Annotated in this window: 25 protein-coding genes; 14 read left to right on the top strand and 11 right to left on the bottom strand. The window is 61.1% G+C overall.

Features of this window, described 5'->3' with window-relative positions; genetic code table 11:
- Positions 1 to 58 precede the first annotated feature (58 nt).
- Positions 59 to 385, bottom strand: a complete 327-nt coding sequence (locus Q0M35_RS06780; protein ID WP_295313482.1) for a GFA family protein — start codon at positions 383 to 385, stop codon at positions 59 to 61.
- A 128-nt stretch (positions 386 to 513) separates the two neighbouring features.
- Between Q0M35_RS06780 and Q0M35_RS06775 the strand changes: the two genes are divergently transcribed.
- Entirely contained in the window at positions 514 to 1,098 is a 585-nt protein-coding gene (locus Q0M35_RS06775; protein ID WP_295313480.1) for a glutathione S-transferase family protein, read from the top strand.
- On the opposite strand, the gene Q0M35_RS06770 is transcribed toward Q0M35_RS06775, so the two are convergent.
- From Q0M35_RS06770 to Q0M35_RS06760, 3 genes are read right to left on the bottom strand one after another with little or no spacing between them, the layout of a single operon-like run.
- On the bottom strand, positions 1,077 to 2,255 hold the full coding sequence (locus Q0M35_RS06770) for a TIGR03862 family flavoprotein (protein ID WP_295313478.1): 1,179 nt from the start codon (positions 2,253 to 2,255) through the stop codon (positions 1,077 to 1,079). The genes Q0M35_RS06775 and Q0M35_RS06770 overlap by 22 nt on opposite strands.
- Positions 2,252 to 2,758 (bottom strand): hypothetical protein, encoded by a 507-nt coding sequence (locus Q0M35_RS06765; RefSeq protein ID WP_295313477.1) that lies wholly within the window; start codon positions 2,756 to 2,758, stop codon positions 2,252 to 2,254. Before Q0M35_RS06765 ends, Q0M35_RS06770 begins: the two co-directional genes overlap by 4 nt.
- Positions 2,759 to 2,783: 25 nt before the next feature.
- The gene (locus Q0M35_RS06760) at positions 2,784 to 3,533 is read right to left on the bottom strand and encodes an SDR family oxidoreductase (protein ID WP_295313475.1); all 750 of its coding nucleotides are present in this window, start codon (positions 3,531 to 3,533) and stop codon (positions 2,784 to 2,786) included.
- A gap of 137 nt (positions 3,534 to 3,670) precedes the next feature.
- Between Q0M35_RS06760 and Q0M35_RS06755 the strand changes: the two genes are divergently transcribed.
- From Q0M35_RS06755 to lpxK, 6 genes are all read left to right on the top strand, one after another.
- A complete protein-coding gene (locus tag Q0M35_RS06755) occupies positions 3,671 to 5,194 on the top strand; it encodes a DUF2125 domain-containing protein (protein ID WP_295313473.1) in 1,524 nt (507 codons plus the stop codon).
- Positions 5,195 to 5,285: 91 nt separating this feature from the next.
- Positions 5,286 to 6,632, top strand: coding sequence for a TldD/PmbA family protein (locus Q0M35_RS06750; RefSeq protein ID WP_295313471.1), 1,347 nt, complete (start codon positions 5,286 to 5,288; stop codon positions 6,630 to 6,632).
- The gene (locus Q0M35_RS06745; RefSeq protein ID WP_295313469.1) at positions 6,619 to 7,398 is read left to right on the top strand and encodes a 3'(2'),5'-bisphosphate nucleotidase CysQ; all 780 of its coding nucleotides are present in this window, start codon (positions 6,619 to 6,621) and stop codon (positions 7,396 to 7,398) included. Before Q0M35_RS06750 ends, Q0M35_RS06745 begins: the two co-directional genes overlap by 14 nt.
- A gap of 73 nt (positions 7,399 to 7,471) precedes the next feature.
- Positions 7,472 to 7,714 (top strand): DUF4170 domain-containing protein, encoded by a 243-nt coding sequence (locus Q0M35_RS06740; RefSeq protein ID WP_295313467.1) that lies wholly within the window; start codon positions 7,472 to 7,474, stop codon positions 7,712 to 7,714.
- Between the two features lie 6 nt (positions 7,715 to 7,720).
- Positions 7,721 to 8,968: a glycosyltransferase N-terminal domain-containing protein gene (locus tag Q0M35_RS06735; RefSeq protein WP_295313464.1), complete on the top strand. Its 1,248-nt coding sequence runs from the start codon at positions 7,721 to 7,723 to the stop codon at positions 8,966 to 8,968.
- Positions 8,955 to 9,953: a tetraacyldisaccharide 4'-kinase gene (lpxK, locus tag Q0M35_RS06730; RefSeq protein WP_295313462.1), complete on the top strand. Its 999-nt coding sequence runs from the start codon at positions 8,955 to 8,957 to the stop codon at positions 9,951 to 9,953. Before Q0M35_RS06735 ends, lpxK begins: the two co-directional genes overlap by 14 nt.
- Before the next feature lie 2 nt (positions 9,954 to 9,955).
- Here lpxK and Q0M35_RS06725 read toward each other — a convergent pair whose 3' ends face one another.
- From Q0M35_RS06725 to Q0M35_RS06715, 3 genes are read right to left on the bottom strand one after another with little or no spacing between them, the layout of a single operon-like run.
- The gene (locus Q0M35_RS06725; RefSeq protein WP_295313460.1) at positions 9,956 to 11,074 is read right to left on the bottom strand and encodes a CaiB/BaiF CoA-transferase family protein; all 1,119 of its coding nucleotides are present in this window, start codon (positions 11,072 to 11,074) and stop codon (positions 9,956 to 9,958) included.
- Positions 11,074 to 11,748: a DsbA family protein gene (locus Q0M35_RS06720; protein WP_295313459.1), complete on the bottom strand. Its 675-nt coding sequence runs from the start codon at positions 11,746 to 11,748 to the stop codon at positions 11,074 to 11,076. Before Q0M35_RS06720 ends, Q0M35_RS06725 begins: the two co-directional genes overlap by 1 nt.
- A gap of 10 nt (positions 11,749 to 11,758) precedes the next feature.
- Entirely contained in the window at positions 11,759 to 12,265 is a 507-nt protein-coding gene (locus Q0M35_RS06715) for a DciA family protein (RefSeq protein ID WP_295313457.1), read from the bottom strand.
- 84 nt (positions 12,266 to 12,349) lie between these two features.
- Here Q0M35_RS06715 and mutY point away from each other — a divergent pair, with 84 nt between their 5' ends.
- The 3 genes from mutY to Q0M35_RS06700 all read left to right on the top strand — a co-directional run bounded on the left by mutY (position 12,350) and on the right by Q0M35_RS06700 (position 15,119).
- On the top strand, positions 12,350 to 13,417 hold the full coding sequence (gene mutY, locus Q0M35_RS06710; RefSeq protein WP_295313455.1) for an A/G-specific adenine glycosylase: 1,068 nt from the start codon (positions 12,350 to 12,352) through the stop codon (positions 13,415 to 13,417).
- A 52-nt stretch (positions 13,418 to 13,469) separates the two neighbouring features.
- On the top strand, positions 13,470 to 14,618 hold the full coding sequence (locus Q0M35_RS06705) for an alkane 1-monooxygenase (RefSeq protein ID WP_295313453.1): 1,149 nt from the start codon (positions 13,470 to 13,472) through the stop codon (positions 14,616 to 14,618).
- Positions 14,619 to 14,684: 66 nt separating this feature from the next.
- Positions 14,685 to 15,119, top strand: a complete 435-nt coding sequence (locus Q0M35_RS06700; RefSeq protein WP_295313451.1) for a response regulator — start codon at positions 14,685 to 14,687, stop codon at positions 15,117 to 15,119.
- A 109-nt stretch (positions 15,120 to 15,228) separates the two neighbouring features.
- Here the strand turns inward: Q0M35_RS06700 and Q0M35_RS06695 are convergent, their stop codons facing one another.
- The 3 genes from Q0M35_RS06695 to Q0M35_RS06685 form a co-directional block, all read right to left on the bottom strand.
- Positions 15,229 to 16,329 carry a site-specific DNA-methyltransferase gene (locus Q0M35_RS06695; RefSeq protein ID WP_295313449.1) on the bottom strand — a complete coding sequence of 367 codons (1,101 nt, stop codon included), beginning with the start codon at positions 16,327 to 16,329 and terminating at the stop codon, positions 15,229 to 15,231.
- A 94-nt stretch (positions 16,330 to 16,423) separates the two neighbouring features.
- A complete protein-coding gene (locus Q0M35_RS06690; protein WP_295313447.1) occupies positions 16,424 to 17,044 on the bottom strand; it encodes a ribonuclease HII in 621 nt (206 codons plus the stop codon).
- A gap of 231 nt (positions 17,045 to 17,275) precedes the next feature.
- Positions 17,276 to 17,782 (bottom strand): hypothetical protein, encoded by a 507-nt coding sequence (locus tag Q0M35_RS06685; RefSeq protein ID WP_295313445.1) that lies wholly within the window; start codon positions 17,780 to 17,782, stop codon positions 17,276 to 17,278.
- A gap of 174 nt (positions 17,783 to 17,956) precedes the next feature.
- Here Q0M35_RS06685 and Q0M35_RS06680 point away from each other — a divergent pair, with 174 nt between their 5' ends.
- From Q0M35_RS06680 to Q0M35_RS06665, 4 genes are all read left to right on the top strand, one after another.
- Positions 17,957 to 18,244, top strand: coding sequence for a hypothetical protein (locus Q0M35_RS06680; RefSeq protein ID WP_295313443.1), 288 nt, complete (start codon positions 17,957 to 17,959; stop codon positions 18,242 to 18,244).
- Positions 18,216 to 18,920 (top strand): hypothetical protein, encoded by a 705-nt coding sequence (locus Q0M35_RS06675; RefSeq protein ID WP_295313441.1) that lies wholly within the window; start codon positions 18,216 to 18,218, stop codon positions 18,918 to 18,920. The genes Q0M35_RS06680 and Q0M35_RS06675 overlap by 29 nt, the downstream gene beginning before the upstream one ends.
- A gap of 165 nt (positions 18,921 to 19,085) precedes the next feature.
- Positions 19,086 to 19,862: an HpcH/HpaI aldolase/citrate lyase family protein gene (locus tag Q0M35_RS06670; RefSeq protein WP_295313439.1), complete on the top strand. Its 777-nt coding sequence runs from the start codon at positions 19,086 to 19,088 to the stop codon at positions 19,860 to 19,862.
- Positions 19,863 to 19,932: 70 nt separating this feature from the next.
- Positions 19,933 to 20,955: an aspartate-semialdehyde dehydrogenase gene (locus tag Q0M35_RS06665; protein ID WP_295313437.1), complete on the top strand. Its 1,023-nt coding sequence runs from the start codon at positions 19,933 to 19,935 to the stop codon at positions 20,953 to 20,955.
- A gap of 65 nt (positions 20,956 to 21,020) precedes the next feature.
- On the opposite strand, the gene Q0M35_RS06660 is transcribed toward Q0M35_RS06665, so the two are convergent.
- The gene (locus Q0M35_RS06660; RefSeq protein WP_295313436.1) at positions 21,021 to 21,767 is read right to left on the bottom strand and encodes a hypothetical protein; all 747 of its coding nucleotides are present in this window, start codon (positions 21,765 to 21,767) and stop codon (positions 21,021 to 21,023) included.
- Positions 21,768 to 22,249 lie beyond the last annotated feature (482 nt).

Here is a 22,249-nt window from a genome sequence, read left to right as displayed (position 1 = left end):
TCCTCCGGGCGTCGCCTGCAAAGCTGCAGGCATCCGGTTTTTCGTCGATGAAAACCTCTCACGTCATCTCCATCCGGTCGGTATCATCCAGCGTACCAAACCCCGGATGATACGTGCCCTGATGCGACCCCGGCGCAGACACCCGGTACCACAGTCTGCTCCCGCAGGCGCCGTAAAACACCCGCTCGGCCCAGGGTGATGAGGTACAGGTTTTCAGTTGATCCGTACGTGTGATCGGCAGCCCGCCATCGGGCACCTCGACACCCGGATAAACACCGCCGCTCCATTTGCGGCACATGCCGCAATGGCATGCTCCTGTTTGCGATATATCGGCCCTGATCTCATATTCTACCGTGCCACACAGGCGGCTTCCGGTCCGGGGCATAATAGTCTCCTCTGCTCAGATACGGCCCCTGTGACAGCGCGGGCTGATGACAGCGAGTGGCACCGGTTGTCACCACAGGGGCAGCATGTCAGGGTCCGCGCAGCAACGGCATCACAAGGAGAGCCATCATGTACAAAGTTATCGGGGCGGTGAAATCCCGCGCAATGCGGGTTCTCTGGGCGTTAGAAGAAATCGGTGCGCCCTATGAGCATATTCCGGCAGCAGCGCGGTCGGATGAGGCGAAAGAGTTTAACCCCACCGGGAAAATCCCCGCCTTTGTCGATGGCGACGAAGTTCTGACGGATTCGATGGCTATCGTGACCTATCTGGCGGACAAACACGGCAAGTTGACCGCCCCCGCGGGCACAATCGCGCGCGCGCGTCAGGACGCGATGACATTCTGGCTGATCGATGAATTTGATGCTGTGCTCTGGGCTGCCGCCAAGCACAGCTTTGTGCTGCCCGAAGAAAAGCGGGTACCGGCCGTCAAGGACACCCTGAAGGCCGAATTCGAGGCCTCGGCGGCCCGGTTGTCAGACCGGCTCGACGGTGAGTTTCTGATGGGCGACAGTCTGACGATCCCCGATATTCTGGCCTGCCACTGTCTGAACTGGGCAATCGGGGCGAATTTTCCCCGCACGGATGAAAAGCTCTTTAGCTATGCCAAAAACCTGCGCAACCGCCCGGCGTTTCAGGCGGCCGCCTCAAGATAGGCCAGTGCGCCGCGGGCGGCATGCTGTCCGGTCGCAAGACAGGCGGTAATCAGATAGCCGCCGGTGGGCGCATCCCAGTCGAGCATTTCGCCCGCACAGAACACGCCCGGCATCGCTTTGAGCATCAGCTCAGGCGTGAGCGCGTCAAACTGCACGCCGCCTGCCGTCGAGATCGCCTCGTCCATTGGCAGAAAGCCCGCAACCGGCAAACGCAGCGCTTTCAGCAATCCGGGCCAGCGCGCCGGCAGTGTGGCCAGCGCCCGCCCGACCTCAAAGACAAGCGCTGTTTTAACAGGCGGCAGCCTCAGTGTGCTTTTCAGCCAGGGGCCAAGCCGCGCATTGCGCGCCGGCAGCCGGTCGGTCAGCGCTGCGTGGCTGAGATCCGGCACCAGATCGACGGCCAGGGAAGCACCGGCGCGGAATGCCGGCGAAAGGCTGTAGATACCGCCCCCCTCAAGACCACGCGCGGATAAGATGGCCTCGCCGCGCGAGGTGATATCGCCCGCTTTCCAGCGTACGGATTTGATCGCCTGCCCGAAAAACGGCGCCATATGGGTGCTCCAGGGCACCACAAGACCTGCGTTTGAAGGTGCAAAAGCGGCAAGAGCCACACCCTCGGCCTCGAGGACATCAGACCAGGTACCGTCGGAGCCCAGCCGCGCCCAGCTTGCCCCGCCGGTCGCAATCACCGTTACCTCCGCAGCAATGGTCTCGCGGCCCTGCGGCCCGTCAAACACCGCATCACCTGCATCCCAACCTCTCCAGCGCAACCGCGTTCGCACGGTAACACCCTGCCCGTTCAGGCGGGCGAGCCAGGCGCGCAGCAGTGGCGATGCTTTCATCGCGCTGGGAAAGACCCTGCCGGTCGAGCCGGTGAAAATCTCCTGTCCGAGACCCTGCGTCCACTTCTGCACAGCCGGTGAATCAAACGCGCGCAAAGCGGCATCGAGCGCCGGCGGGACAGTCTCATATTGTGACAGCAGTGCGGCGACAGGCTCGTCTTTCGTCAGATTGAGCCCGGATTTTCCGGCCATCAGAAATTTGCGCCCGACCGATGGTTTCGCCTCACAAAGCGTCACAGTGACCCCGGCCGCCGAGAGTGTCTCCGCCGCCATCAGCCCGGCAGGGCCAGCCCCGATGACCAGCGCGCGGCTCACACCTCCGCCCGCGGCAACCGGCCTCTGATCTCCAGCAAACGCTGCGAACAGGGCGTTCTGACGGCGCGCTTTTCAAGCGCATTCCGGATCAGAGAGAACAGGTCGGAGATATATTTCCCGGGCCGGTCACCCGGGCCGGTTACCCGGTACTTTCCCGCAAAACCGATACCGCCGTTGCCGCAAACGCGCAGCCGCCCCAGCGCACCAGCCGTCCGGCGGGCAGCGACCAGCGCCGGCAGACGGGCGACCACATGTTCCGCAAACCGGAGCCGGGTGGCAGGGCTGAGCGCCCGGCTGCTGGCCGGTTCAAACCCCTGCAGAGCGTCGTCTGCCGCCTGCTGAACAATCGCCGGTTGGTTGGAAAGATCAAATTCCAGTTTCCGCTCCTCGTTCCATAAGCGCCGGCGCGCCCTGAGTTTTGCCCGGCGGTGCAGGTCGGAGCAAGCCCCGAAAATCAGACCCGAAGGGCGCTCTGATCTTTTACGATATTGTTGTGTGCTCACGGGTCGGCACCGATCCGTACGGCGCTCAGATCAGACCCGCGTGGCGGCGGATCTCTTCGTCGCGCAGCGAAATTTCCTGACCCAGCCATGCATCGGCATCCGGGCTGCACATCCACAAAAGCGCCCGAGCGGGCCAGTCAGCCGGAATGTGATCATCCCAGTCAAGCGCGCTTACCGGATTGATGCCCGACGCTTTGATCTCGCGCTGCATCTGTGTGGCGACCGTGCCGGGCGAAAGACCGATGGCGCGGATGCCGCTCGCCTCCTCTTCCTTGTGCAGGCATCCGGTGAGCATATGCACCGCCGCTTTAGACGCACAATAATGGCTCCAGCCCTCGATCGGGCTGTGCGCTGCACCTGAACTCACGGTCAGAACGCTGCCGCCGCCGGCCGCTTTCATCACCGGTAACACTGCATGCATACCATGAAAGACACCTTTGAGGTTGATATCGATCGCCGTGGCCCAGCCTTCGGGATCAGCGTCTTCCATCCGGGCGATGGGTTCAATGACGCCCGCATTGTTGATGAGCACATCGACACCGCCGAACTCGGAAACGGTCGTCGCGACCGCGGCCGAAACTTCATGCTGCCGGGCAACATCACAGGGAATTGCAATCGCCTGGTTGCCTATTTCTCCGGCCAGCGCGCCGATCTCGGCCTGACTGCGTGCCAGCAACGCTACCTGTGCGCCTGCTGCGGCAAATACCCGCGCGGCCTCTGCCCCGATACCGCGGCTGGCCCCGGTGATCATGACTGCTTTTCCTGACATATCCATCTGCTTTACCCCTTTGCGGCCCTCGTCCGGTCCCCGTGGTAATCGCCGGCCAGCGCCGCGTCCACCCCCGGCACCCCCTTGACCCCCGTCCGTGCTTAACAGACCATGCGACAAACGGTGTTTCAAAGGACGATGTGATGTTTTTCTCCAAGAAAACGCTGAGTGCAGCGGTTGCACTCATGGCAACGGGTTCTGTGGCATCAGCAGATGTAACAGCGGACGATATCTGGGCTGATTTCCAGGCTTATATGGCCGGCATCGGCTATGAGATGACCGGAACCACCACACGCCAGGGCAATGTTCTGACGGCGTCTGATGTCGGAATGACCGGGACTTTCGGACCCGAAGCCGGCACCATGCAAATGCAGCTGGGCACGTTCACGCTGTCAGAGAATGGCGACGGATCGGTCGATATACGGTTTCCCGAAGTTGTGCCCATAACCACCGAATTCGAAATCGACGACGGCGTGCGTGGCAGATCCAATATGGAATATCGCCAGCAGGGCGCGGTTGTCACAGCATCCGGCACACCTGCTGATCTGAGCTATGTCTTTTCCGCTGATACAATCTCCTTTGTCTCCGACGGGCTCGAAATCGACGGCACCGAGACCGAAGAAGAGATCTATACGCTGCGTGTTGATATGAGCGGGCTCTCCGGCACTACCGACATGCTGCTGGGAAGCACCCGTAATTACGATCAGGCGCTGAATGCCGAGACGGCCACCTATTCGATGATCTTCAGCGACCCGTCAGGCGAAGGCGAGGGACGGATCACCGGCTCGATGGACGAAGTGAAATTTGCCGGTATCGCCGAGGTTCCGCTTATGGTGGCGCAATCGCTGCAAACCGATATGAACACGATGCTGGGGGCCGGCTTTGCCGTCGACGGCACGTTTACCACCGGCAGAAACGACGTGAAAATTATGTCTACAACGCCGGATGCGCTGTTTTCAGGTGATATCACGTCGGATGCCTCCTCGCTGGATGTAAAAATGAACAAGGACGGTCTGACCTATGCCGCAGGCCAGTCCGGCATGGACGTTCAGATCTCGGCACCGTCCGTACCTTTTCCCATTGCATTCCGTGTGGCCGACACAGGGTTTAACCTGTCGATGCCGCTGCGCACAGCCGACACTGCCGGGGCATTCGCGCTCGGGTTCTCTATGGAGGGTTTTTCCACTGACGAGGCGATCTGGGCGCTGATTGATCCGGGCGCACAACTGCCGCGGGATCCGGCCACGCTGATCCTGCAGATCACCGGCAAAGCAAAAGTTCTCTTTGATTTCCTCGATCCGACAGCCCTGACTGCGGCTCAGTCGGAAGGCGAGACGCCGGCCGAAATTGAATCCGCAGATATCGAGGCGCTGCGCCTCGACATCGCAGGAGCAGAGCTTACCGGCACAGGAGCGTTCACCTTCGACAACAGTCAGGATGTCGGCCCGCCACAACCCGTCGGCGGTGTTAATCTGCGTCTTGAAGGGGGTAACGGACTGATAGACCGGCTGGTGGCCATTGGCCTGCTGCCCGAAGAACAGGCGATGGCGGCCCGCATGATGATGGGCCTGCTGGCGGTTCCCGGCGACACCCCCGACACGCTGACCTCGCGCATCGAGATCAACGAACAGGGCCATGTGATGGCAAACGGGCAGCGCATCCAGTAACCACCCGTTCGCGACCCGCTTTTTTGCCCCGCCCCTTGCAGGTTGCGGCCTGCGCCGCTACCTCCGGTTCAGCAGGTACGGAGCGGATAGTATGGCGCAGACCTTGGAAACACTGACGACACAACTGCTGGCGGCGGCCAGGAAGGCCGGCGCGGATGCAGCGGATGCGATCGCGATCAGCGGCACATCGGTCAACATCGACGTGCGCGCCGGCACCCTGGAACAGGCCGAGCGGTCCGAGGGTGTGGATCTGGGCCTGCGTGTGTTTATCGGCCAGAGATCCGCCAGCGTTTCGGCCTCCGACACCAACGAGCGCACGCTCGACGAAATGGCACAGCGGGCCGTTGCCATGGCCCGAGAAGCACCCGAGGACCCGCATACGGGCCTGGCCTCCGCAGATCAGCTGGCGGGTGATTATGATATTGCGGCTTTTGAGCTGGCGGATCCCGCAGATGAGCCCCGCCCGGATGCTCTGCAGGAAGACGCCTGTGCGGCTGAGGCCGCAGCGCTTGCCACAGACGGAATATCCCAGGTGCAGTCTGCGTCGGCCGGATATTCAGCGCGCGACATCTATCTTGCTGCCAGCAACGGGTTCAGTGGCGGGTATCGCCGGACCGACCGTGGCCTGTCCTGTGTGGCGATCACCGGATCGGGCGTCGATATGGAGCGCGATTACGACGGCGACAGCCGGATTTTTCAGTCCGACATGCGCTCTCCCGAAGACATCGGGCGCTCTGCCGCTGAACGTGCGCTGGCCAGACAGGGCGCGCGCAAACCGCCGACAGGCAGCTATCCGGTGCTCTTTGACGAACGGATTTCTTCTTCGCTCATCGGTCACCTTCTGGTGGCCGCCAACGGGGCATCCGTAGCGCGCGGCGGTTCCTGGTTGCGGGACGCGCTCGGCACGCAGGTCCTGCCGGAGACGCTGAGCCTGCATGAGGATCCGCACCGCCCGCGCGCCTCCGGCTCGCGCCCCTTTGACGCCGAAGGTCTGCCGACAAAGCCGCGCGACATCGTGGCGGACGGCGTGCTCACCGGCTGGACGCTCGATCTTGCGACCGGACGACGCCTCGGAATGCCCTCGACCGCAAATGCCGGGCGCGGCCCCTCTTCAGGGCCCAGCCCCAGTACCTGGAATGTGACCCTGACCCCGGGGAGCGCCAGCCGCGATGACCTCATTCGCGATATGGGCACCGGCCTGCTGGTCACATCTATGATCGGCTCGACGATCAACCCCAACACCGGCGACTATTCGCGCGGTGCGGCCGGCCTGTGGGTTGAGAACGGTGAAATCACTTATGCGGTGAATGAATGCACCATAGCGGGAAATCTGCTGGAAATGCTGAGTGCCATCGTGCCGGCCAATGATGCGCGCGCGCACCTGAGCCGGCGGGTACCTTCCCTGCTGGTGCCGGGAATGACCCTTGCAGGAAACTGATCTCGCGCTGTTATCGGATGCGGTGCGGCTGGCGGCCCGTGTGGCCACAAGCTACACCGGCAAATCCGCGCGTTTCTGGGACAAACCGGATGGCGCGGGGCCGGTCACCGAGGCCGATCTGGCCGTCAACGCATGCCTTGAGGCAACCCTGCGGCTGGCCCGCCCGGACTATGGCTGGCTCTCTGAGGAGAGCGAGGATACCGCCGACAGGCTGTCCAGGGAGACTGTCTTCATCGTCGATCCGATCGACGGTACCCGCAGCTTTCAGGAAGGCTCCCGCACCTGGGCACATTCCGTCGCCATCGCTCATCAGGGCCGGATCACCGCCGGCGCGATCTGCCTGCCACAGCGCGACAAGCTCTATACCGCTGCGGAAGGGAGTGGCGCATTTCTGAACGGCACACCGCTGAGCGCCTCTGCGGGCCGGGAAATCACCGGTTGCGAACTGCTGGCCGCCCGGCCGACCACCGACCCCGGTCACTGGCACGAAGGTGTGGTTCCGGGGTTCCGCCGCGCCTATCGCCCGTCGCTGGCCTACAGGCTCGGGCTTGTGGGAGAGGGTCGCTTTGATGGCATGCTCACGTTCCGGCCAACCTGGGAATGGGACATCGCAGCCGGCGCCATCATCGTGGCCGAAGCCGGCGGCGTCTGCTCCGACAAATCGGGCGCGGCCCTGCGCTTCAACAATGAAAGACCACTGCTTAACGGTGTCGTTGCCGCAGGACGCGATATGCATCCGGGGCTGATCACGGCCCTGCGCCGCTGATCCAGGCTGAAACCTTGACCTGGGCGGGCTTATCGGCAACGTTCCGGCTGACCCCGCTCAAAGGACCTGACCCATGACCCAGAGGCTACATCTCGTTTTCGGCGGAGAGCTGACTGATCCCACCAAAAACGTGTTCAAAAATGTGGACGACATCCACATTGTCGGGATTTTCCCGGACTACGCGACGGCTTATGACGCCTGGAAAGCCGAGGCGCACCGCACCGTGGATAACGCCCATATGCGCTATTATATCGCCCACCTGCACCGGCTGCGCGATGAGGAAACACCCTCCGGCCAGACCGACGTACAGGAATAACCCGCCATGGGCCGCTCTTTGGGACTTGCGGCCTATCGTGCATTGTCACGACGATCAGGGTCCCGGCGGTTCACCCCGGCTGCCCAGCGCCTGACGGATGAGCTTGTATGGATCCACGCAGCGGGCGGAGACACCCTGCTGGCCGTACATGATCTTGCCAGCAGCCTGTGCGCCGCGCGCGACGGCATGCAGGTTCTGATTACTGTGCCCGATCGCGACACGCTGGAGCAGATGCAGGGAATTGCGCCCGCCTCAGACAATATCGTTCTCGACGAGGTGCCGTCCGAATACCCCGAAGCCATCGCCACCTTTCTCCGGCACTACGCACCCGATACATGCATCTGGGTCTGGGGCGGGCTGCGGCCCAATCTGATCAACGCTATGCAGGAGACAGGCGCGCAGATGGTACTTGTCGATGCGGATACCGGTGGGTTTGACGATCGGCGCGCAAGGTGGCTGCCCGATCTTACCGGCACGCTTCTGGCGGATTTTACCGCAGTGCTCGCCCGCTCGGATGCAGCATTGAAACGGCTGGTGGCTCTGGGCGTTCCTAAACGCCGGATCCGCCTGACGCCCCCGATGCAGGCCGGTGGCCAGGCGCTGCCCTGCGAGGACAGCGACCTCGCCGATCTTTCCGGTCTGCTGGGCGGGCGGCCCGTGTGGCTGGCCGTCAGCGCACAGGAGAGTGAGATCATGACCATCCTGGCCGCGCATCGCAGTGCGCTGCGTCTTTCGCACCGCCTGCTCCTGATCCTGCACCCCGCCGAAGACGTCCGCACCGATGACCTGACCGCCCGCATCACAAACGAGGGTCTGCGGCTGCGCAACTGGTCCGCCGGCGAGGAGCCTGATGACGCAACCCAGGTTCTGCTGACCTGGGACGTCCGCGATCTGGGTCTGTTTTACCGCGTCGCCCCGGTGTCCTTCATGGGCGGATCGCTGAACGCAGGCCACCCCGGGCGCAACCCCTTTGAAGCTGCAGCGCTGGGGTCTGCCGTCCTTTATGGCCCGAACGTGCGAAAATACCTGCCGTTTTATACCCGCCTCGCAACCGCCGGTGCCGCGCGCATCGTTAATGATGCCGACAGCCTCGGCACAGCCGTCACCAAGCTCATCGCACCTGATCAGGCAGCCACCATGGCCCACGCAGGCTGGGATGTGACAAGTCAGGGGGCGGCCCTGACCGATGAGGTGACCGAGCTTGTACGCAAAGCGCTTGATGACCGAGAGGAGAAGCGTCATGCGCGCCCCTGAATTCTGGAAAACCGACCCTGACCGGCCAGCTCTCGCCGCGCGTCTGCTGGCACCGCTGGGCTGGATTTACGGGGCCATGACAGCCCGGCGGCTGGCGCTGGGAACGCCGGTCGATGCGGGCATCCCGGTGGTCTGCGTGGGTAATCTGCACGCGGGCGGCACGGGCAAGACGCCAACGGTGATTGCCGTCCTCACAGCACTGACAGATGCCTTCCATCAGCCGCATGTGGTGACCCGTGGATATGGCGGCCGGTTGCAGGGTCCGGTGCGCGTCGATCCGGCAAAACACAGTGCTGCTGATGTGGGTGACGAGCCTCTGCTGCTCGCAGCCTTCGCCGAGGTCTGGGTCGCACAGGACCGTGCCGCAGGGGCAATGGCTGCCAGAGACGCCGGCGCAACTGCCATCGTCCTTGATGACGGTTTTCAGAATCCGGCGCTCAGACAGGACATCCCGATCGTTGTCGTTGATGCCACAGCCGGCTTCGGCAACGGGCGCTGCCTGCCCGCGGGACCCCTGCGCGAGCCTGTGGCCACCGGACTTGCGCGCGCTGGTATTCTGCTGTCGATCGGCGCAGCCGACGCACAGGAGCGGTTTGCAGCCGCGCAGCCTCTGCCCCGGGGCCTCGCTCATGTCCGTGCAGAACTTAAACCGCTACAAACCGGCATGGACTGGCCTGGCACGCGGGTCGTGGCTTTTGCCGGCATCGGCTATCCCGAGAAGTTTTTTGAAACACTGCGGGGGCTGGGCGCCGATGTGGTACATGCAGAACCGCTGGAGGATCATCAGCCGCTGACAACGGCGCTGATGAAACGGCTGGAAGCGGATGCCTCTGTCAGACAGGCGCAGCTTGTGACCACCGAAAAAGATGCTGTGCGATTGCCTGCTGCCTTCCGTAGCAAGGTCATCACCCTGCCCGTCCGCCTGGAGTTCGATGAAACGCCGAATGCGCTGACTGAAAGCCTCAAAGCGCTGCCGCGCCCCTGACGTCAGTCCTCGTTGTCAGCGCCAAGGCCCGGTGCCGGACGGTGCAGTGCCAGATCCGCTCCGGAAAACGTGAAAGGGGAGCGCACTCCCGGCACCCCGTCCAGGTCCAGTCGCATCCCGCGCGCCTGCACCTGAGGGTCGGCAAACACCTCAGCCATATCGTTGATCGGTCCCGCCGGAACGCCCGAGGCTTCACAGGCTGCCAGCAGATCAGCGCGGTTTCGCTGAGCCGTGGCTGCCGAGAGCCGCCGGATCATCTCACTGCGATTGGCCAGTCTGTTCACGTTTTTCGCAAACTCCGGTGCGGTGATCATATCCTCCAGCCCCAGCAGACGGCAAAGCCTCTGATACTGGCCGTCATTGCCGGTCGCGATGATGATGTGCCCGTCCGCGCAGTCAAACACCTGATAAGGCGCGAGATTGACATGCGCATTGCCCATCCGCTGCGGCGGCGTGCCGGTGGTCAGGTAATTCAGCGCCTGATTGGACGTGACCGAAACCGCTACATCCAGCAGCGACATGTCGATATGCTGACCCAGACCGGTGGTCTGACGCTGGTGCACGGCGGCAAGCACGGCGGTGGTGGCATATACGCCGGTCAGGATATCGGTGATCGCAATCCCGTATTTCTGTGGTTGCCCGGCCGGCTCTCCGGTCAGCGACATCAGCCCAGACATGCCCTGAATGATAAAATCGTATCCCGCACGCGTGGCATAGGGCCCGTCGTGCCCGAAACCGGTTATTGAACAGTAAATCAGACGCGGGAAATCTGCGTGCAGGGTCTCGAAATCCAGACCGTATTGCGCAAGCCCGCCGGTTTTGAAGTTCTCGATCAGAATATCGGCATCCGCCAGCAGCGTACGTACCTTTTCCTGACCCTCAGGGGTGCGGAAATCCGCCGTGACCGAGCGTTTGCCACGATTGGTCGAATGGAAATAGGCGGCCGAAACATCACCGCCATGCTCAACGAAGGGCGGGCCCCACTGGCGGGTATCATCGCCTGCGGGGCTTTCCACCTTGATCACGTCACAGCCCAGATCTGACAGCGTCTGACCAGCCCAGGGCCCCGCAAGAACCCGGGCAAGCTCGACAACTTTCAGACCCGCCAGCGGCGCGGTCATTACTCAGCAGCCTCGTCGATGATCGCCGCCATATCGTCAAACGCCATATTCGAATATCTGGTACCGTTGATCACAAAGCTGGGCGTGCTTTCGATGCCGTCTTCGGTCGCGTTTTCCTGATACCAGGCAACCAGCGTGCGGGCTTTTTCGGCGTCCTGCAGGCAGGCTTCCATCTGATCATCACCCAGTCCGGCGAGCCGGCCGATCCGGCGCAGTTCGTCAACAATCGCAACCATATCACCGGCGCGCGCCCATGTGCTCTGGCCCTCATAGATCAGGTCGGTCATGCCGAAAAACGCGGTCTCCGTGCCTGCACAGCGCGCCATCATCGACGCCCAGAGACCGGGGCGGTCGAAATAAACCTCCCGATAAATAAAGTTGATTTTACCGGTGTCGATATATCCGGACTTCAGCTTTTCATAATCGCCCGCGTGAAAGTTGGCGCAGTGCGGACAGGTAAAGCTGGCGTATTCGATAACCGTTACCGGCGCATCGGGGTTGCCCATCGTCATGTCGACGATGCCGGAGGTGTCGATTTCCGCTTCCTGTGCATTTGCAGCGCCCACCGGATCGACACTTGTCACGGCGGTATCATTACTGCCGGGGCTTGTGACGAACCACGCGCCCAGTCCGATGGCCGCCGCAGCAGCCGAAATAATCATTATTCGCGACATTGAGTATCCTTTACCGGTTTTTCCTGTTCAGTATGTTTTCACCCAGCCGTGCAAGAGCCTCTCTGAGGCCGTCGTCTTCGACCGGGCGGGTTGTCTCAACCGCCTCGCGGCGTATTTCGGGATCAGCCGGGGCAGCAGGTGCTGCTTTACCGGGGCCAAAGACGGCCCGTCCTTCGTCAAATCCTGTAGCGGCGGTCTGCGTGATCCGGATGCGCGCGATAGCATTATAGCCGTAAACCGCGTTGACCCGCGCACGCACTTTCTCTTTCTGCATCTCGAGCATCGGAGCATGCGCTCCCGTTGTCAGCAGCGTCAGCGTGGCCCCCATGCCGCCGCGCGCATAGCCAATCTCGACCGGGCGCGACATGGCGGCGATATCTTCGCCGGCGATCTCGGTCCATTGAGTCAGCAGCCGGCTCTGCGCAAAACCGCGGGATTCAGACGCCGTGCGGATCCGGCCCGTCAGCAGGCTGGAGGTGCGCGTGAACCCTTTTGTACTGGCGCGGCGCTGCGGCATCGCTATCTTCCCTTAAAATCTCCGTGCAACATAGACTGCGCGCGCCCCGCCAGCCAGCCCTGCCACCCGCAAAGGACGTAAAGATTGCGTTATAACGCTTCTGTGAAAACCCAGGAGAGTGATATCCTGCTTGAATGGTATGACGTGCACGCGCGCGACATGCCCTGGCGCGTGCCACCCGCCGCCCGTAAAGCGGGCACAAAGCCCGATCCCTATCGCGTGTGGCTCTCTGAGGTGATGCTGCAGCAGACCACTATTGCCACCGTGCGGGACTATTTCGAGCGGTTTACGACCCGCTGGCCTGATGTGAACGCGCTGGCGGCAGCAGCCGACGCGGATGTGATGGGTGAATGGGCGGGCCTGGGCTATTACGCGCGCGCCCGCAATCTGCTCAAATGCGCGCGGGTCGTCACTGATACGCACGGCGGTACTTTTCCCGCCGATCATGCGACATTGCTCAGCCTGCCGGGCATCGGGCCCTATACGGCCGCCGCGATTTCGTCGATAGCTTTTGACCTGCCGCACGCGGTGCTCGACGGTAATGTCGAACGCGTGATGGCGCGGCTCTACGACATCCACACGCCCCTGCCCAAAGCCAAGCCGGAACTGATGGCAAAAGCCGAACGCCTGACACCTGCAACCCGCCCCGGCGATTATGCTCAGGCGGTGATGGATCTGGGGGCCACCATCTGTACGCCGAAATCACCCGCCTGCGGCATCTGCCCGCTGCGCGACCCATGCCAGGCGCGCCAGCGCGGCACCGCGCCCGAACTGCCGAAAAAACTGCCGAAAAAGGCCAAGCCGGTGCGTCATGGCCGCGTGTACCTGGGACGGCGCGGTGACGGCGCATGGCTTCTGGAAACCCGTCCGGAAAAAGGCCTGCTCGGGGGCATGCTGGGCTGGCCCGGATCGGACTGGGTCGATACGGCGCTGCCGGTTCCCGAAAGCGCTCCACCCTGTGACGCCGACTGGCAGGTACTGCCCGGCGAGGTGCGCCACACCTTCACGCATTTTCATCTGATCCTTGAGGTTATGACCGCTGAAATTCCGCCGGATGCCACGCCCGCTCGCGGACATTTCGCGGACCCCGCGGGATTTCGCCCTTCGACTCTGCCAACTGTCATGCGCAAAGCCTTTGATCTGGCTCGCTGAGCGTCGTTGCGTCACGCTTTGCGCAGGCCAAAGTCGCGGTTAGGATCACCTCATGGCAGAGACAAAAAATCCCGTTCCGGCTGCCGCACCCTTCTGGATATCGCTGCTGCTGATCCCGCTGGCGTACGTGGGCGCGGCCAGCGGTGGCTGGACGGTGGCGCTGCTGCCGCTTGTGACCTGGTATCTCTTTTCAGGCCTTGATCTGGTGGTCGGACGGAATACCGGCAACTGTGATCCGGACACAACGGACCGCCCGCTGGCCTGGCACCGGCGGATCACGCTGATCTGGGCGCCGTTGCAGTTTGCGACGCTCTTCAGCCTGATCTGGTATGTGCCGCAGGCCGCGCACCTGAGCAGCGTCGAGCGGGTCGCGCTCTTTTTCGGCGTCGGCGTGATCACCGGCACTGTCGGGATCACCTACAGCCACGAGCTTATGCACCGGCGCAGCAACACAGAGAGATGGATGGCCGATGTCCTGCTGGCGATGGTGCTTTATTCCCACTTCCGCTCTGAACATCTGCTGGTGCATCACCGCCACGTGGGCACCCCGGCAGATGCGGTCACAGCCCGCTATAACGAAGGGTTTCACCGGTTTTACCCGCGTGTTCTGCGCCAGTCTCTGCGCTCGGCTTTTGCAGCGGAACGGGCCATGTGTGCCCGCCGGAACCTGCCATGGTATGCTTCGGGTAATCCGTTCTGGCGCTATGCCGCGCTGCAGAGCGGCATGCTGGTGCTGGCATTCGCGCTGGGAGGATGGTCGGGACTGGCGCTCTTTGCCGTGCAGGCAGGAACGGCAATCTGGCAGCTGGAACTGGTCAACTACATCGAGCACTACGGGCTGACCCGCGCGCATCTCGGCCAGGGCAGGTATGAGCACGTAAAGCCGCGCCATTCGTGGAATTCCGATCACCGCGCGTCAAACTGGCTGCTTATCAATCTGCAGCGGCACTCGGACCATCATGTCAAACCCGATCGCCGTTATCCGCTCCTGCGGACCTATGCGGACAGCGAGGCACCGCAACTGCCCTGGGGCTATCCTGTGATGACCATGGCGGCGATGTTCCCACCACTCTGGCGGCGCATCATGAACCCTCGTGTCCGGGCCTGGCGGGCCGCGCACTATCCCGAGATCACCGACTGGACACCTTATAACGCGGGCACAAACCCGCAACCGGGCTCGGGGACCGCATGGGGGCATTAACAACTTCCCGTTAATCTTTCCGTGCCATAAAAGATGATCGGTTCAACCAGAAGCGGGGACCATCACATGCGGGGGCAGCGACAGACATCTGCACGCACAACTCAGGCCGACACCTGCCTTGTGATCGAGGACAGCTCGTTTGATCGCGAGAAGTTCAGACGCATTCTGAACAAAAGTTTTTCGGACATCACGGTGTTTATGGCCTCGACCCTCGCCGAGGCGCGGGAGCATGTATCAGCGTGCCGGCCGGATCTCATCCTGCTCGACAACAGCCTGCCGGACGGCAACGGGGCCAATTACGCGGTGGAACTCTCAGAAGACGATACCCTGCGAAAAATCCCCGTCATTATGGTCAGCGATTTTCCAACCCCCTTTATGTATCAGAAAGCGGCGATTGCAGGGGTTTGCCATGTGGTGGACAAATCAGATTTCGGAGCACGGTTCATCCACGATGCGCTCAGACCCGCGAAAAAAGCACCGCCCGGCCCACGCACAAAATAACCGGCCTGAAGAAAAAAGCCCCGCCATAAGGCGGGGCATAGTTGAGTGCCTTTTCAGGCAGCCTCGTTCAGAAGGCCACAGGCACCGGCGGTGTTCGTAAAATCGTTGCTCAGCTGGTCATTTCAGATCTGATCTGCTGGCGCAGCACGTCGATCGGCACCGTTTTACCGTCGCGTCTGAAACACCAGTATGTCCAGCCGTTACAGCTTGGCGCGCCCTCGAGAGCGGCACCAACCTGATGAATTGACCCTTTGACATCATCGCCGACCAGCGTGCCGTCTGCCCGGACCTTGGCTTTGTGGCGCCTGTTCATCGAGGTCAGCTCTTCCCCCGGGCGCAGCATGCCGCGCTCAACCAGCTGGCCAAAGGGTACCCGCGGCTCGGCACGTTTGGAGGCGCTGACCTGCAGGGCCGCGCGGTCAAACCGGCGCACTTTGCTGATCCGTTTCTCTGCCACGCGGCGATAGGCCGCCTCGCGCTCGATTCCGATAAAATCGCGCCCCAGCATTTTGGCCACAGCCCCGGTGGTGCCGGTGCCAAAGAAGGGGTCGAGAATGACGTCGCCCGGGTTCGTGGCCCCCACCAGCACCCGATGCAGCAGGCTCTCCGGCTTTTGTGTCGGATGGGCCTTCTCGCCATTCTCGTCCTTGAGACGTTCATGACCGGTGCAGATCGGGAGCACCCAGTCGGAACGCATCTGAATACCCTCGTTCAGCGCTTTGAGCGCCTCATAATTGAAGGTGTATTTACTGGCCTCGCCCCGCCCGGCCCAGATCATCGTTTCATGCGCGTTGGTGAACCGTTTACCGCGGAAATTCGGCATCGGATTGGATTTGCGCCAGACCACATCGTTCAGGATCCAGAAACCCTGGTCCTGCAGCGCCGTGCCGACCCTGAAGATGTTGTGATAGCTGCCGATGACCCAGATCGCACCATCGGGCTTCAGCAGACGCCGGGCAGCTTTGAGCCAGGCCCGGGTAAATTCGTCATAGGCCCCGAAGCTTGAAAACCGGTCCCAGTCATCGTCCACCGCGTCAACCCGGCTGTTGTCAGGACGGTGCAGTTCGCCTTTGAGTTGCAGGTTATAGGGCGGATCTGCAAAAATCAGATCGATCGAGCCCGCCGGCAAACTGTTCATCACCTCGATGCAGTCACCGTCCAGAATCGTGTTCAGCGGGAGCGCCGTGGCACTCTGTTCATTGGTCTTCATGTTCTGCCTCGCTCACGGTGCATTTGCACTCGTTGGTTGAGACAAAGATGAGTCAAAGCCGATTCACCGTCAATTTCTTTTTTGAATCAACGCTTTAAGTTTTATCTTGATACAAGATGTTGTGTACGGGCTTAAAGCTACGTCTATGGTGTGGGGTTGCCCCGAGATTTTGCAGAGCAGACATGTGGCTTTTTGATCCGTAACCCATATTGGTCTCCCAGCCATAACCCGGATGCTGTTGCGCTAAATCCACCATGATCGCGTCGCGACATATTTTCGCCACAATTGAGGCCGCAGCAATGGAAAGACAACGCGCGTCACCCTTGACCACCGGTTCCGCCGACCAGGCGAAATCACGTGGCAGCATTGATCCGTCAACCAGCACGTGATCAGGGGCCGCAACCAGCCCCGCCACCGCCCGCGCCATAGCCAGGTGGCTGGCGCGCAGGATATTCAGATCGTCAATTTCTTCGACAGACGCATGGGCAACCGAAACCTCGGCACAGGCGGCAAGCTCTGCTGCCAGCTTCGCCCGCCGCGCCGCTGTGAGCTTTTTGGAATCGTTCAGACCCTGCGGAATACAGGCAGGATCCAGAACCACTGCTGCGGCTGTGACCGGTCCGGCGAGGGGCCCGCGCCCGACCTCATCCACACCTGCGATGCGCCGGTATCCTGCCGCCTGCGCGGCTTTTTCAAATTCGTAATCCGGTCCCATAAGACCCTGATCCGATGATCCGCTGCCCGATGCAAGGCTGCGTTCGTGCGGGAGACTAAAAACCTGCGCCCGAAGTTCCCCCGCGAACGCATACCTGACCGGCGAGACACAAAAAAGCGCACCCCCGAAGGGGCGCGCGTTACTGGTTAATACGAGGAGGGCATGCCCGAACACCCCCTCCCCAGGTGCAGCGCCGGCAGGGGTCCGGCCCGCGCTGTTATCAGCCCGTCCTTAGCGGCGGGCTAATTGGTATCCGTTGCTGCGCAGACAGCGCGCGTCATATCCGGCGCGTTTGCGCTCCGGCCCGTCAAAGCGGACCCGGCACTGGTCCGGCAGATTTCTGACCGGGCCGTAATTCTTCTCGAGGCACTTGCGGCCAAAGAAGCGGTAACGACCATCGCGCGCCTGGACATTGCGCAGACATTCGCCGGGCAGCAGATAACGGCTGGCCTTGCGCGGCAGAGGCCGCGGCTCAATGCGATGCTGCGGCGGAACACCGCGTGGTTGCGGACGGTACACGTACTCTGGTTTGTAGCTGCGCGTTACGGCCTCGTTGCGGGCGCGTTCTTCTTCTTTCTTGCGCTTGTTGCGGTCACTGATCACCTTGCCGACGATGGCGACCCCTGCAATGGCGGCAAGCGCGCGGAAAAGATCTTCGTCCGCACGGGCCGGCGTTGTCCCCAGAGTGGTCACCGCGATGGCGGCGGATACGACGACGGCTATAAACTTGCTGTGCATGCGAATGGTCCTTCCTGATGTTCGTTACGTAAGATCGCAGTATGCCTGCTCACTGAGGACAATCTGGGCCCACCCCCCTGCGACAGGCAATATCGCCCGGCTGTTATCGGATAACAGGTCCGCTAAACCCCCTTTGTTATTGAATATCCTTCGATTGAAGCGCAGGATCACGACATGAGACATATTGCATTCTTATTTGTTCTGGCGACCGGTATCGCCCTCGCGCCGGCGGCTGTGGCGGCCGCGTGTTATGCAGATTATAAGGCCAAGCAGGACAACCCCCTGCGGCTGCATTATGGCGTCGCTGAGGTATCGCAATGCGCAGGCGACGCCGCAGAGGCCGAGCTGCGCGCCAGACTGTCTGCTGCGGGATGGACACTGCTGAATGTGGTGTCCGTTTTCGATGAGAGCGGTTTGGCAGAAAGGAAAGAGAGTGCAGGACCCTATTACCTCCGCTTCTGACATGCGCAGGTCCGGCGGGCGGATCGTAATTTCCGGCATCAGCGGCATCGTGGCGATCCTGCTGATTGCTGCGGTTCTGCTGTTCTGGGCGCTGCCGGATGCCAATGCGTTCAACGCGCGGGTCGAGCAGCTCTTTGTCGAAAACAACAATCTGACCAATCAGGCCGAAATCATGCTGCTGGAGATCCTGGCGCAGTCGGGTACGGCCTTTTCGGACACCCTCACCAGCTACCGGCTGGTGATTTTTGTGCTGTTGGTTTTTGCCACCGCCATGCTGATCGCCGCACTGATCTTTCTGGTTCTGCTTGTGAGCTTCAACCGGCGCATGGCCCAGATCGAACGGGCAGGCATTCAGGTCAGCTCGCTTCTGATCAGTCGCGAAGAAAATACCGTCTATCTTAACAATATGGGGTTCCGGCTGACCGCCGCGGCGATGGAGACCATGTCCGTTCTCGCCGAAGCGCGCATGGATGACGATGTCCTGTCGGGCTCAGAGATCGAGGCGGTGATTTCGGGGCGCAGTGCTGCTGACTGTGAAGAGGCTGCAGGGGCCACACGGATCAAGCGCCTGCGTGATACCCTCGGCAATCAGATTGTCGCCGAGCTTCTCGTCAAGAATATCGCGCGCCGCGGGTATATGCTCGCCATCGACAAAGACGTGATCAAAGTCATCTGACCCGGTCCCGCGCAACGCCTCCGGCCCGGTCCCGGATTTCGCGGCTGGCCCGGTCGCGTGCCGGCACTGCGTGAAACCGGCGGGCCGCCGAAATTCCCGCTGGTAATTTGCCACAGCTCTCACCAGGCTTGCATTCAGATCAGAATATCAGAGAGGGTCGTCACCGTGTCAGCGCCGGTCAATACATTCAAAGAAGCCTTGCAGAAGGGCCAGACCGTCATCGGGTGCTGGCTCGATCTGCGCAGCGGTTATGCCGCCGAAATCATCGGATACGCGGGTTTTGACTGGCTGCTGATAGATGGTGAACATGCGCCCTTTGATCCGGGCATAATCGACAGCCAGTTGCAGGCCCTGCTGAAGTCCGACAGCCATCCCGTGGTGCGGGTGCCGGTAGGTGAAACCTGGATGATTAAACAGATGCTGGATTGCGGCGCGCGGTCGATCCTTGTCCCGATGGTTGAAAGCGCCGGTCAGGCACGTCAGCTGGTGCGGGACTGCCGCTATCCGCCGAACGGTGATCGTGGTGTCGGCTATGCGCTGGCGCGCGCCTCCCGGTTCGGCACCGTGGAAAACTACGGAGCGACGGCGGACAAAGAGATCTGTCTCCTGGTCCAGGTCGAAAACCGGAAAGGTCTGGCAGCGCTTGACGAGATCCTGACCATCGAGGGCATCGACGGCGTGTTTGTGGGTCCGGCGGATCTCGCCGCCGATATGGGGCACATCGGCAATATGTCCCATCCGGACGTGCAGAAAACCATCTTTGACACATTGCGTAAAATCGATGCCGCCGGCATGCCCGCGGGGATTCTGACCAGCGATGACAGGATGATCCGCGACAGCCTCGAGGCCGGCGCGCGATTCGTGGCGACAGCCGTCGATATCGAACTGCTGCTCTGCTCGGCGCGGGACAGTGCTTCGAAATGGAAAAACGAGGTGTCCTGAGGGCCTTTCCCTCAAAGCCCAACCGGTATAAGACCCGCGCACCATCACACATCATACCGGAGTTATTAAGATGGGTTACCGCGTCGTTGTTGCGGGCGCCACAGGCAATGTGGGCCGCGAAATGCTGAATATTCTTTCCGAACGCCAATTCCCGGTGGACGAGATCACGGTGCTTGCATCGCGAAAGTCACTGGGCACGGAAGTCAGCTTTGGCGATAAGACGCTGAAGACCAAGGACCTTGATACGTTTGATTTCACCGGCTGGGACATCGCGCTTTTTGCCGTGGGCTCGGAGGCGACAAAGCAATACGCGCCCAAAGCGGCCAAAGCCGGGTGCGTGGTGATCGATAATTCGTCGCTCTACCGCTATGACGCAGATGTGCCGCTGATCGTGCCCGAGGTGAACCCCGAAGCGATCCACGGCTATGCTAAAAAGAACATCATCGCCAACCCGAACTGCTCTACCGCGCAAATGGTTGTGGCGCTCAAACCCCTGCACGACCGCGCAACCATTAAACGCGTCGTGGTGAGCACTTATCAGTCAGTGTCGGGTGCCGGCAAAGAGGGTATTGATGAGCTCTGGGATCAGACCAAATCGATCTATAACCCGACCGACAACAAACCGCCGAGAAAGTTCCAGAAGCAAATCGCCTTCAACGTTATCCCGCAGATCGACGTCTTTATGGATTCCGGGGACACCAAGGAAGAATGGAAGATGATGGTGGAGACGAAAAAGATCGTCGATCCGAAAATCAAAGTCACAGCAACCTGCGTGCGTGTGCCGGTGTTTGTCGGCCACTCCGAATCGGTCAATATCGAATTTGAAGAGCACCTAGACGAAGACGAGGCCCGCGAGATCCTGCGCGAAGCGCCCGGGGTCATGGTGATCGATAAGCGCGAAGACGGTGGCTATGTCTCGCCGGTCGAATGCGTCGGCGATTTCGCGACGTTCATCAGCCGCATCCGCCAGGACAGCACGATCGACAATGGTCTGAACCTGTGGTGCGTCTCTGACAACCTGCGCAAAGGGGCCGCGCTCAACGCGGTACAGATCGCTGAACTGCTCGGGCGCGAAGTCCTGAAAAAAGGCTGACCATCAAAATCACGGCTTTTTATGCCCGGCGTTCCCGGAATGCCGGGCTTTTTCGTCCGCAGCGCTCAGGGACGCGGTTCGGTGCGGCGCAGGCTGCGCATGATGTCACGGATGACCCCCGACAGGATTTCGGGTTTGAACATGCAAACGATGCAGAATAGATAAAAAACGCCGTCGAGCAACACAGATGCCGACAAAAGCACCGGGCCACCGATCAGGATCATCGTCAGGACAGTCCAGAGACCCGCATTCGCAATCAGCATAAGGTTTCTGCGCAGCCAGGAAGCCGCCCGCGGCAACAGGCGCCCGCGCGCAGCTTTCACTGCGGCGTTTGCTGCATCGCCGGACGGGGTGTCATTCTGCGCAGCAGGCAGTGGAGCGAACGGCATATCGCCTCCGGTCTCGTCCTGACCGTCAAGAACGCCGCGGATCGCATCAATGGTTTCTTCTTCACTGGCATGAGAGCTTTTGCCCTGCAGGATGCTGATGCCTTCGGGCAGTCGGGACAGGCGCTGCGCTGCCCCGGGGCCGATCTGATCCAGGATCCTTTGCGTTTTGAGCCTGTGTTCCGGGGGGGCGAATGCCCCTGCAGCCGTTTGCCGCGTGGTGCCGGCGGTCGCCACATTATCTCCGAACCGGGCGGGCGCCGCAGGCTTGATCTTGTGAAGACAGCTCCTGACCCGCCCGTCATTGCGCGGTCTCAGTCTGGCCTGCGGTTTGGTCAGTTTGACCTTGCTGAATATATCCGGAGACATACCGTCGATGTCAGCAAAAGCTGCGGCTTTCTGATCTTTTGAATAATTTTTGTCCATTATCCGGCTGGCTCTTAAAAAATCTCCCCCAGCCACATTCCTCAGGTTCACCCGTGAAACCGGCAAATATAAGGCACTTAACAAAAGATTAACGGGTAATATGGCACAGCGCTTAAAATTCATACCTATACAGGGTTGTGGCGGCTGGAAAAATTCCCGGGTTTTCCGCAATCCCTGCAATGCAAGTAAATATCATATTGACGATTTTCAGCACTTGCCCGCCTTCGAAAATTGCTCTTTGGGATTCTCGCCGCAACATTCCTGCATCGACCTGAATCACGCTGAGCTTCCCCTCAAGGTAGTGATAGGACACAGCATACATTCTCGCTGAAGTTGAAAAAATGATTAATTTCTGTTAAGGAATTGGTGACCGCGGGCATTTTTGAGTGGTCCGGGGGCCTGTTTTAACATTTTTTCAGGAGACAAATTATGGCCGGAATGCACCACGGGCTTACACGCCTCGATCAGTTGATGAAGACCTG

The organism is Roseobacter sp., assembly GCF_024639605.1.
In the GTDB taxonomy this organism is placed as follows: domain Bacteria; phylum Pseudomonadota; class Alphaproteobacteria; order Rhodobacterales; family Rhodobacteraceae; genus Roseobacter.
This window is presented reverse-complemented; position numbering and strand designations above follow the sequence as displayed.

Bases quoted from the DNA above. Each gene is read 5' to 3' on its own strand.
- lpxK (WP_295313462.1), top strand. From the start codon at position 8,955: ATGCGCGCCCCTGAATTCTGGAAAACCGACCCTGACCGGCCAGCTCTC.
- Q0M35_RS06680 (WP_295313443.1), top strand. From the start codon at position 17,957: ATGAGACATATTGCATTCTTATTTGTTCTGGCGACCGGTATCGCCCTC.
- Q0M35_RS06690 (WP_295313447.1), bottom strand. From the start codon at position 17,044: ATGGGACCGGATTACGAATTTGAAAAAGCCGCGCAGGCGGCAGGATAC.
- Q0M35_RS06720 (WP_295313459.1), bottom strand. From the start codon at position 11,748: ATGTCGCGAATAATGATTATTTCGGCTGCTGCGGCGGCCATCGGACTG.
- Q0M35_RS06725 (WP_295313460.1), bottom strand. From the start codon at position 11,074: ATGACCGCGCCGCTGGCGGGTCTGAAAGTTGTCGAGCTTGCCCGGGTT.
- Q0M35_RS06660 (WP_295313436.1), bottom strand. From the start codon at position 21,767: ATGGACAAAAATTATTCAAAAGATCAGAAAGCCGCAGCTTTTGCTGAC.
- Q0M35_RS06705 (WP_295313453.1), top strand. From the start codon at position 13,470: ATGGCAGAGACAAAAAATCCCGTTCCGGCTGCCGCACCCTTCTGGATA.
- Q0M35_RS06665 (WP_295313437.1), top strand. From the start codon at position 19,933: ATGGGTTACCGCGTCGTTGTTGCGGGCGCCACAGGCAATGTGGGCCGC.
- Q0M35_RS06775 (WP_295313480.1), top strand. From the start codon at position 514: ATGTACAAAGTTATCGGGGCGGTGAAATCCCGCGCAATGCGGGTTCTC.
- Q0M35_RS06750 (WP_295313471.1), top strand. From the start codon at position 5,286: ATGGCGCAGACCTTGGAAACACTGACGACACAACTGCTGGCGGCGGCC.
- Q0M35_RS06740 (WP_295313467.1), top strand. From the start codon at position 7,472: ATGACCCAGAGGCTACATCTCGTTTTCGGCGGAGAGCTGACTGATCCC.
- Q0M35_RS06760 (WP_295313475.1), bottom strand. From the start codon at position 3,533: ATGGATATGTCAGGAAAAGCAGTCATGATCACCGGGGCCAGCCGCGGT.
- Q0M35_RS06685 (WP_295313445.1), bottom strand. From the start codon at position 17,782: ATGCACAGCAAGTTTATAGCCGTCGTCGTATCCGCCGCCATCGCGGTG.
- Q0M35_RS06755 (WP_295313473.1), top strand. From the start codon at position 3,671: ATGTTTTTCTCCAAGAAAACGCTGAGTGCAGCGGTTGCACTCATGGCA.
- Q0M35_RS06695 (WP_295313449.1), bottom strand. From the start codon at position 16,329: ATGAAGACCAATGAACAGAGTGCCACGGCGCTCCCGCTGAACACGATT.
- Q0M35_RS06735 (WP_295313464.1), top strand. From the start codon at position 7,721: ATGGGCCGCTCTTTGGGACTTGCGGCCTATCGTGCATTGTCACGACGA.
- Q0M35_RS06715 (WP_295313457.1), bottom strand. From the start codon at position 12,265: ATGCCGCAGCGCCGCGCCAGTACAAAAGGGTTCACGCGCACCTCCAGC.
- Q0M35_RS06780 (WP_295313482.1), bottom strand. From the start codon at position 385: ATGCCCCGGACCGGAAGCCGCCTGTGTGGCACGGTAGAATATGAGATC.
- Q0M35_RS06700 (WP_295313451.1), top strand. From the start codon at position 14,685: ATGCGGGGGCAGCGACAGACATCTGCACGCACAACTCAGGCCGACACC.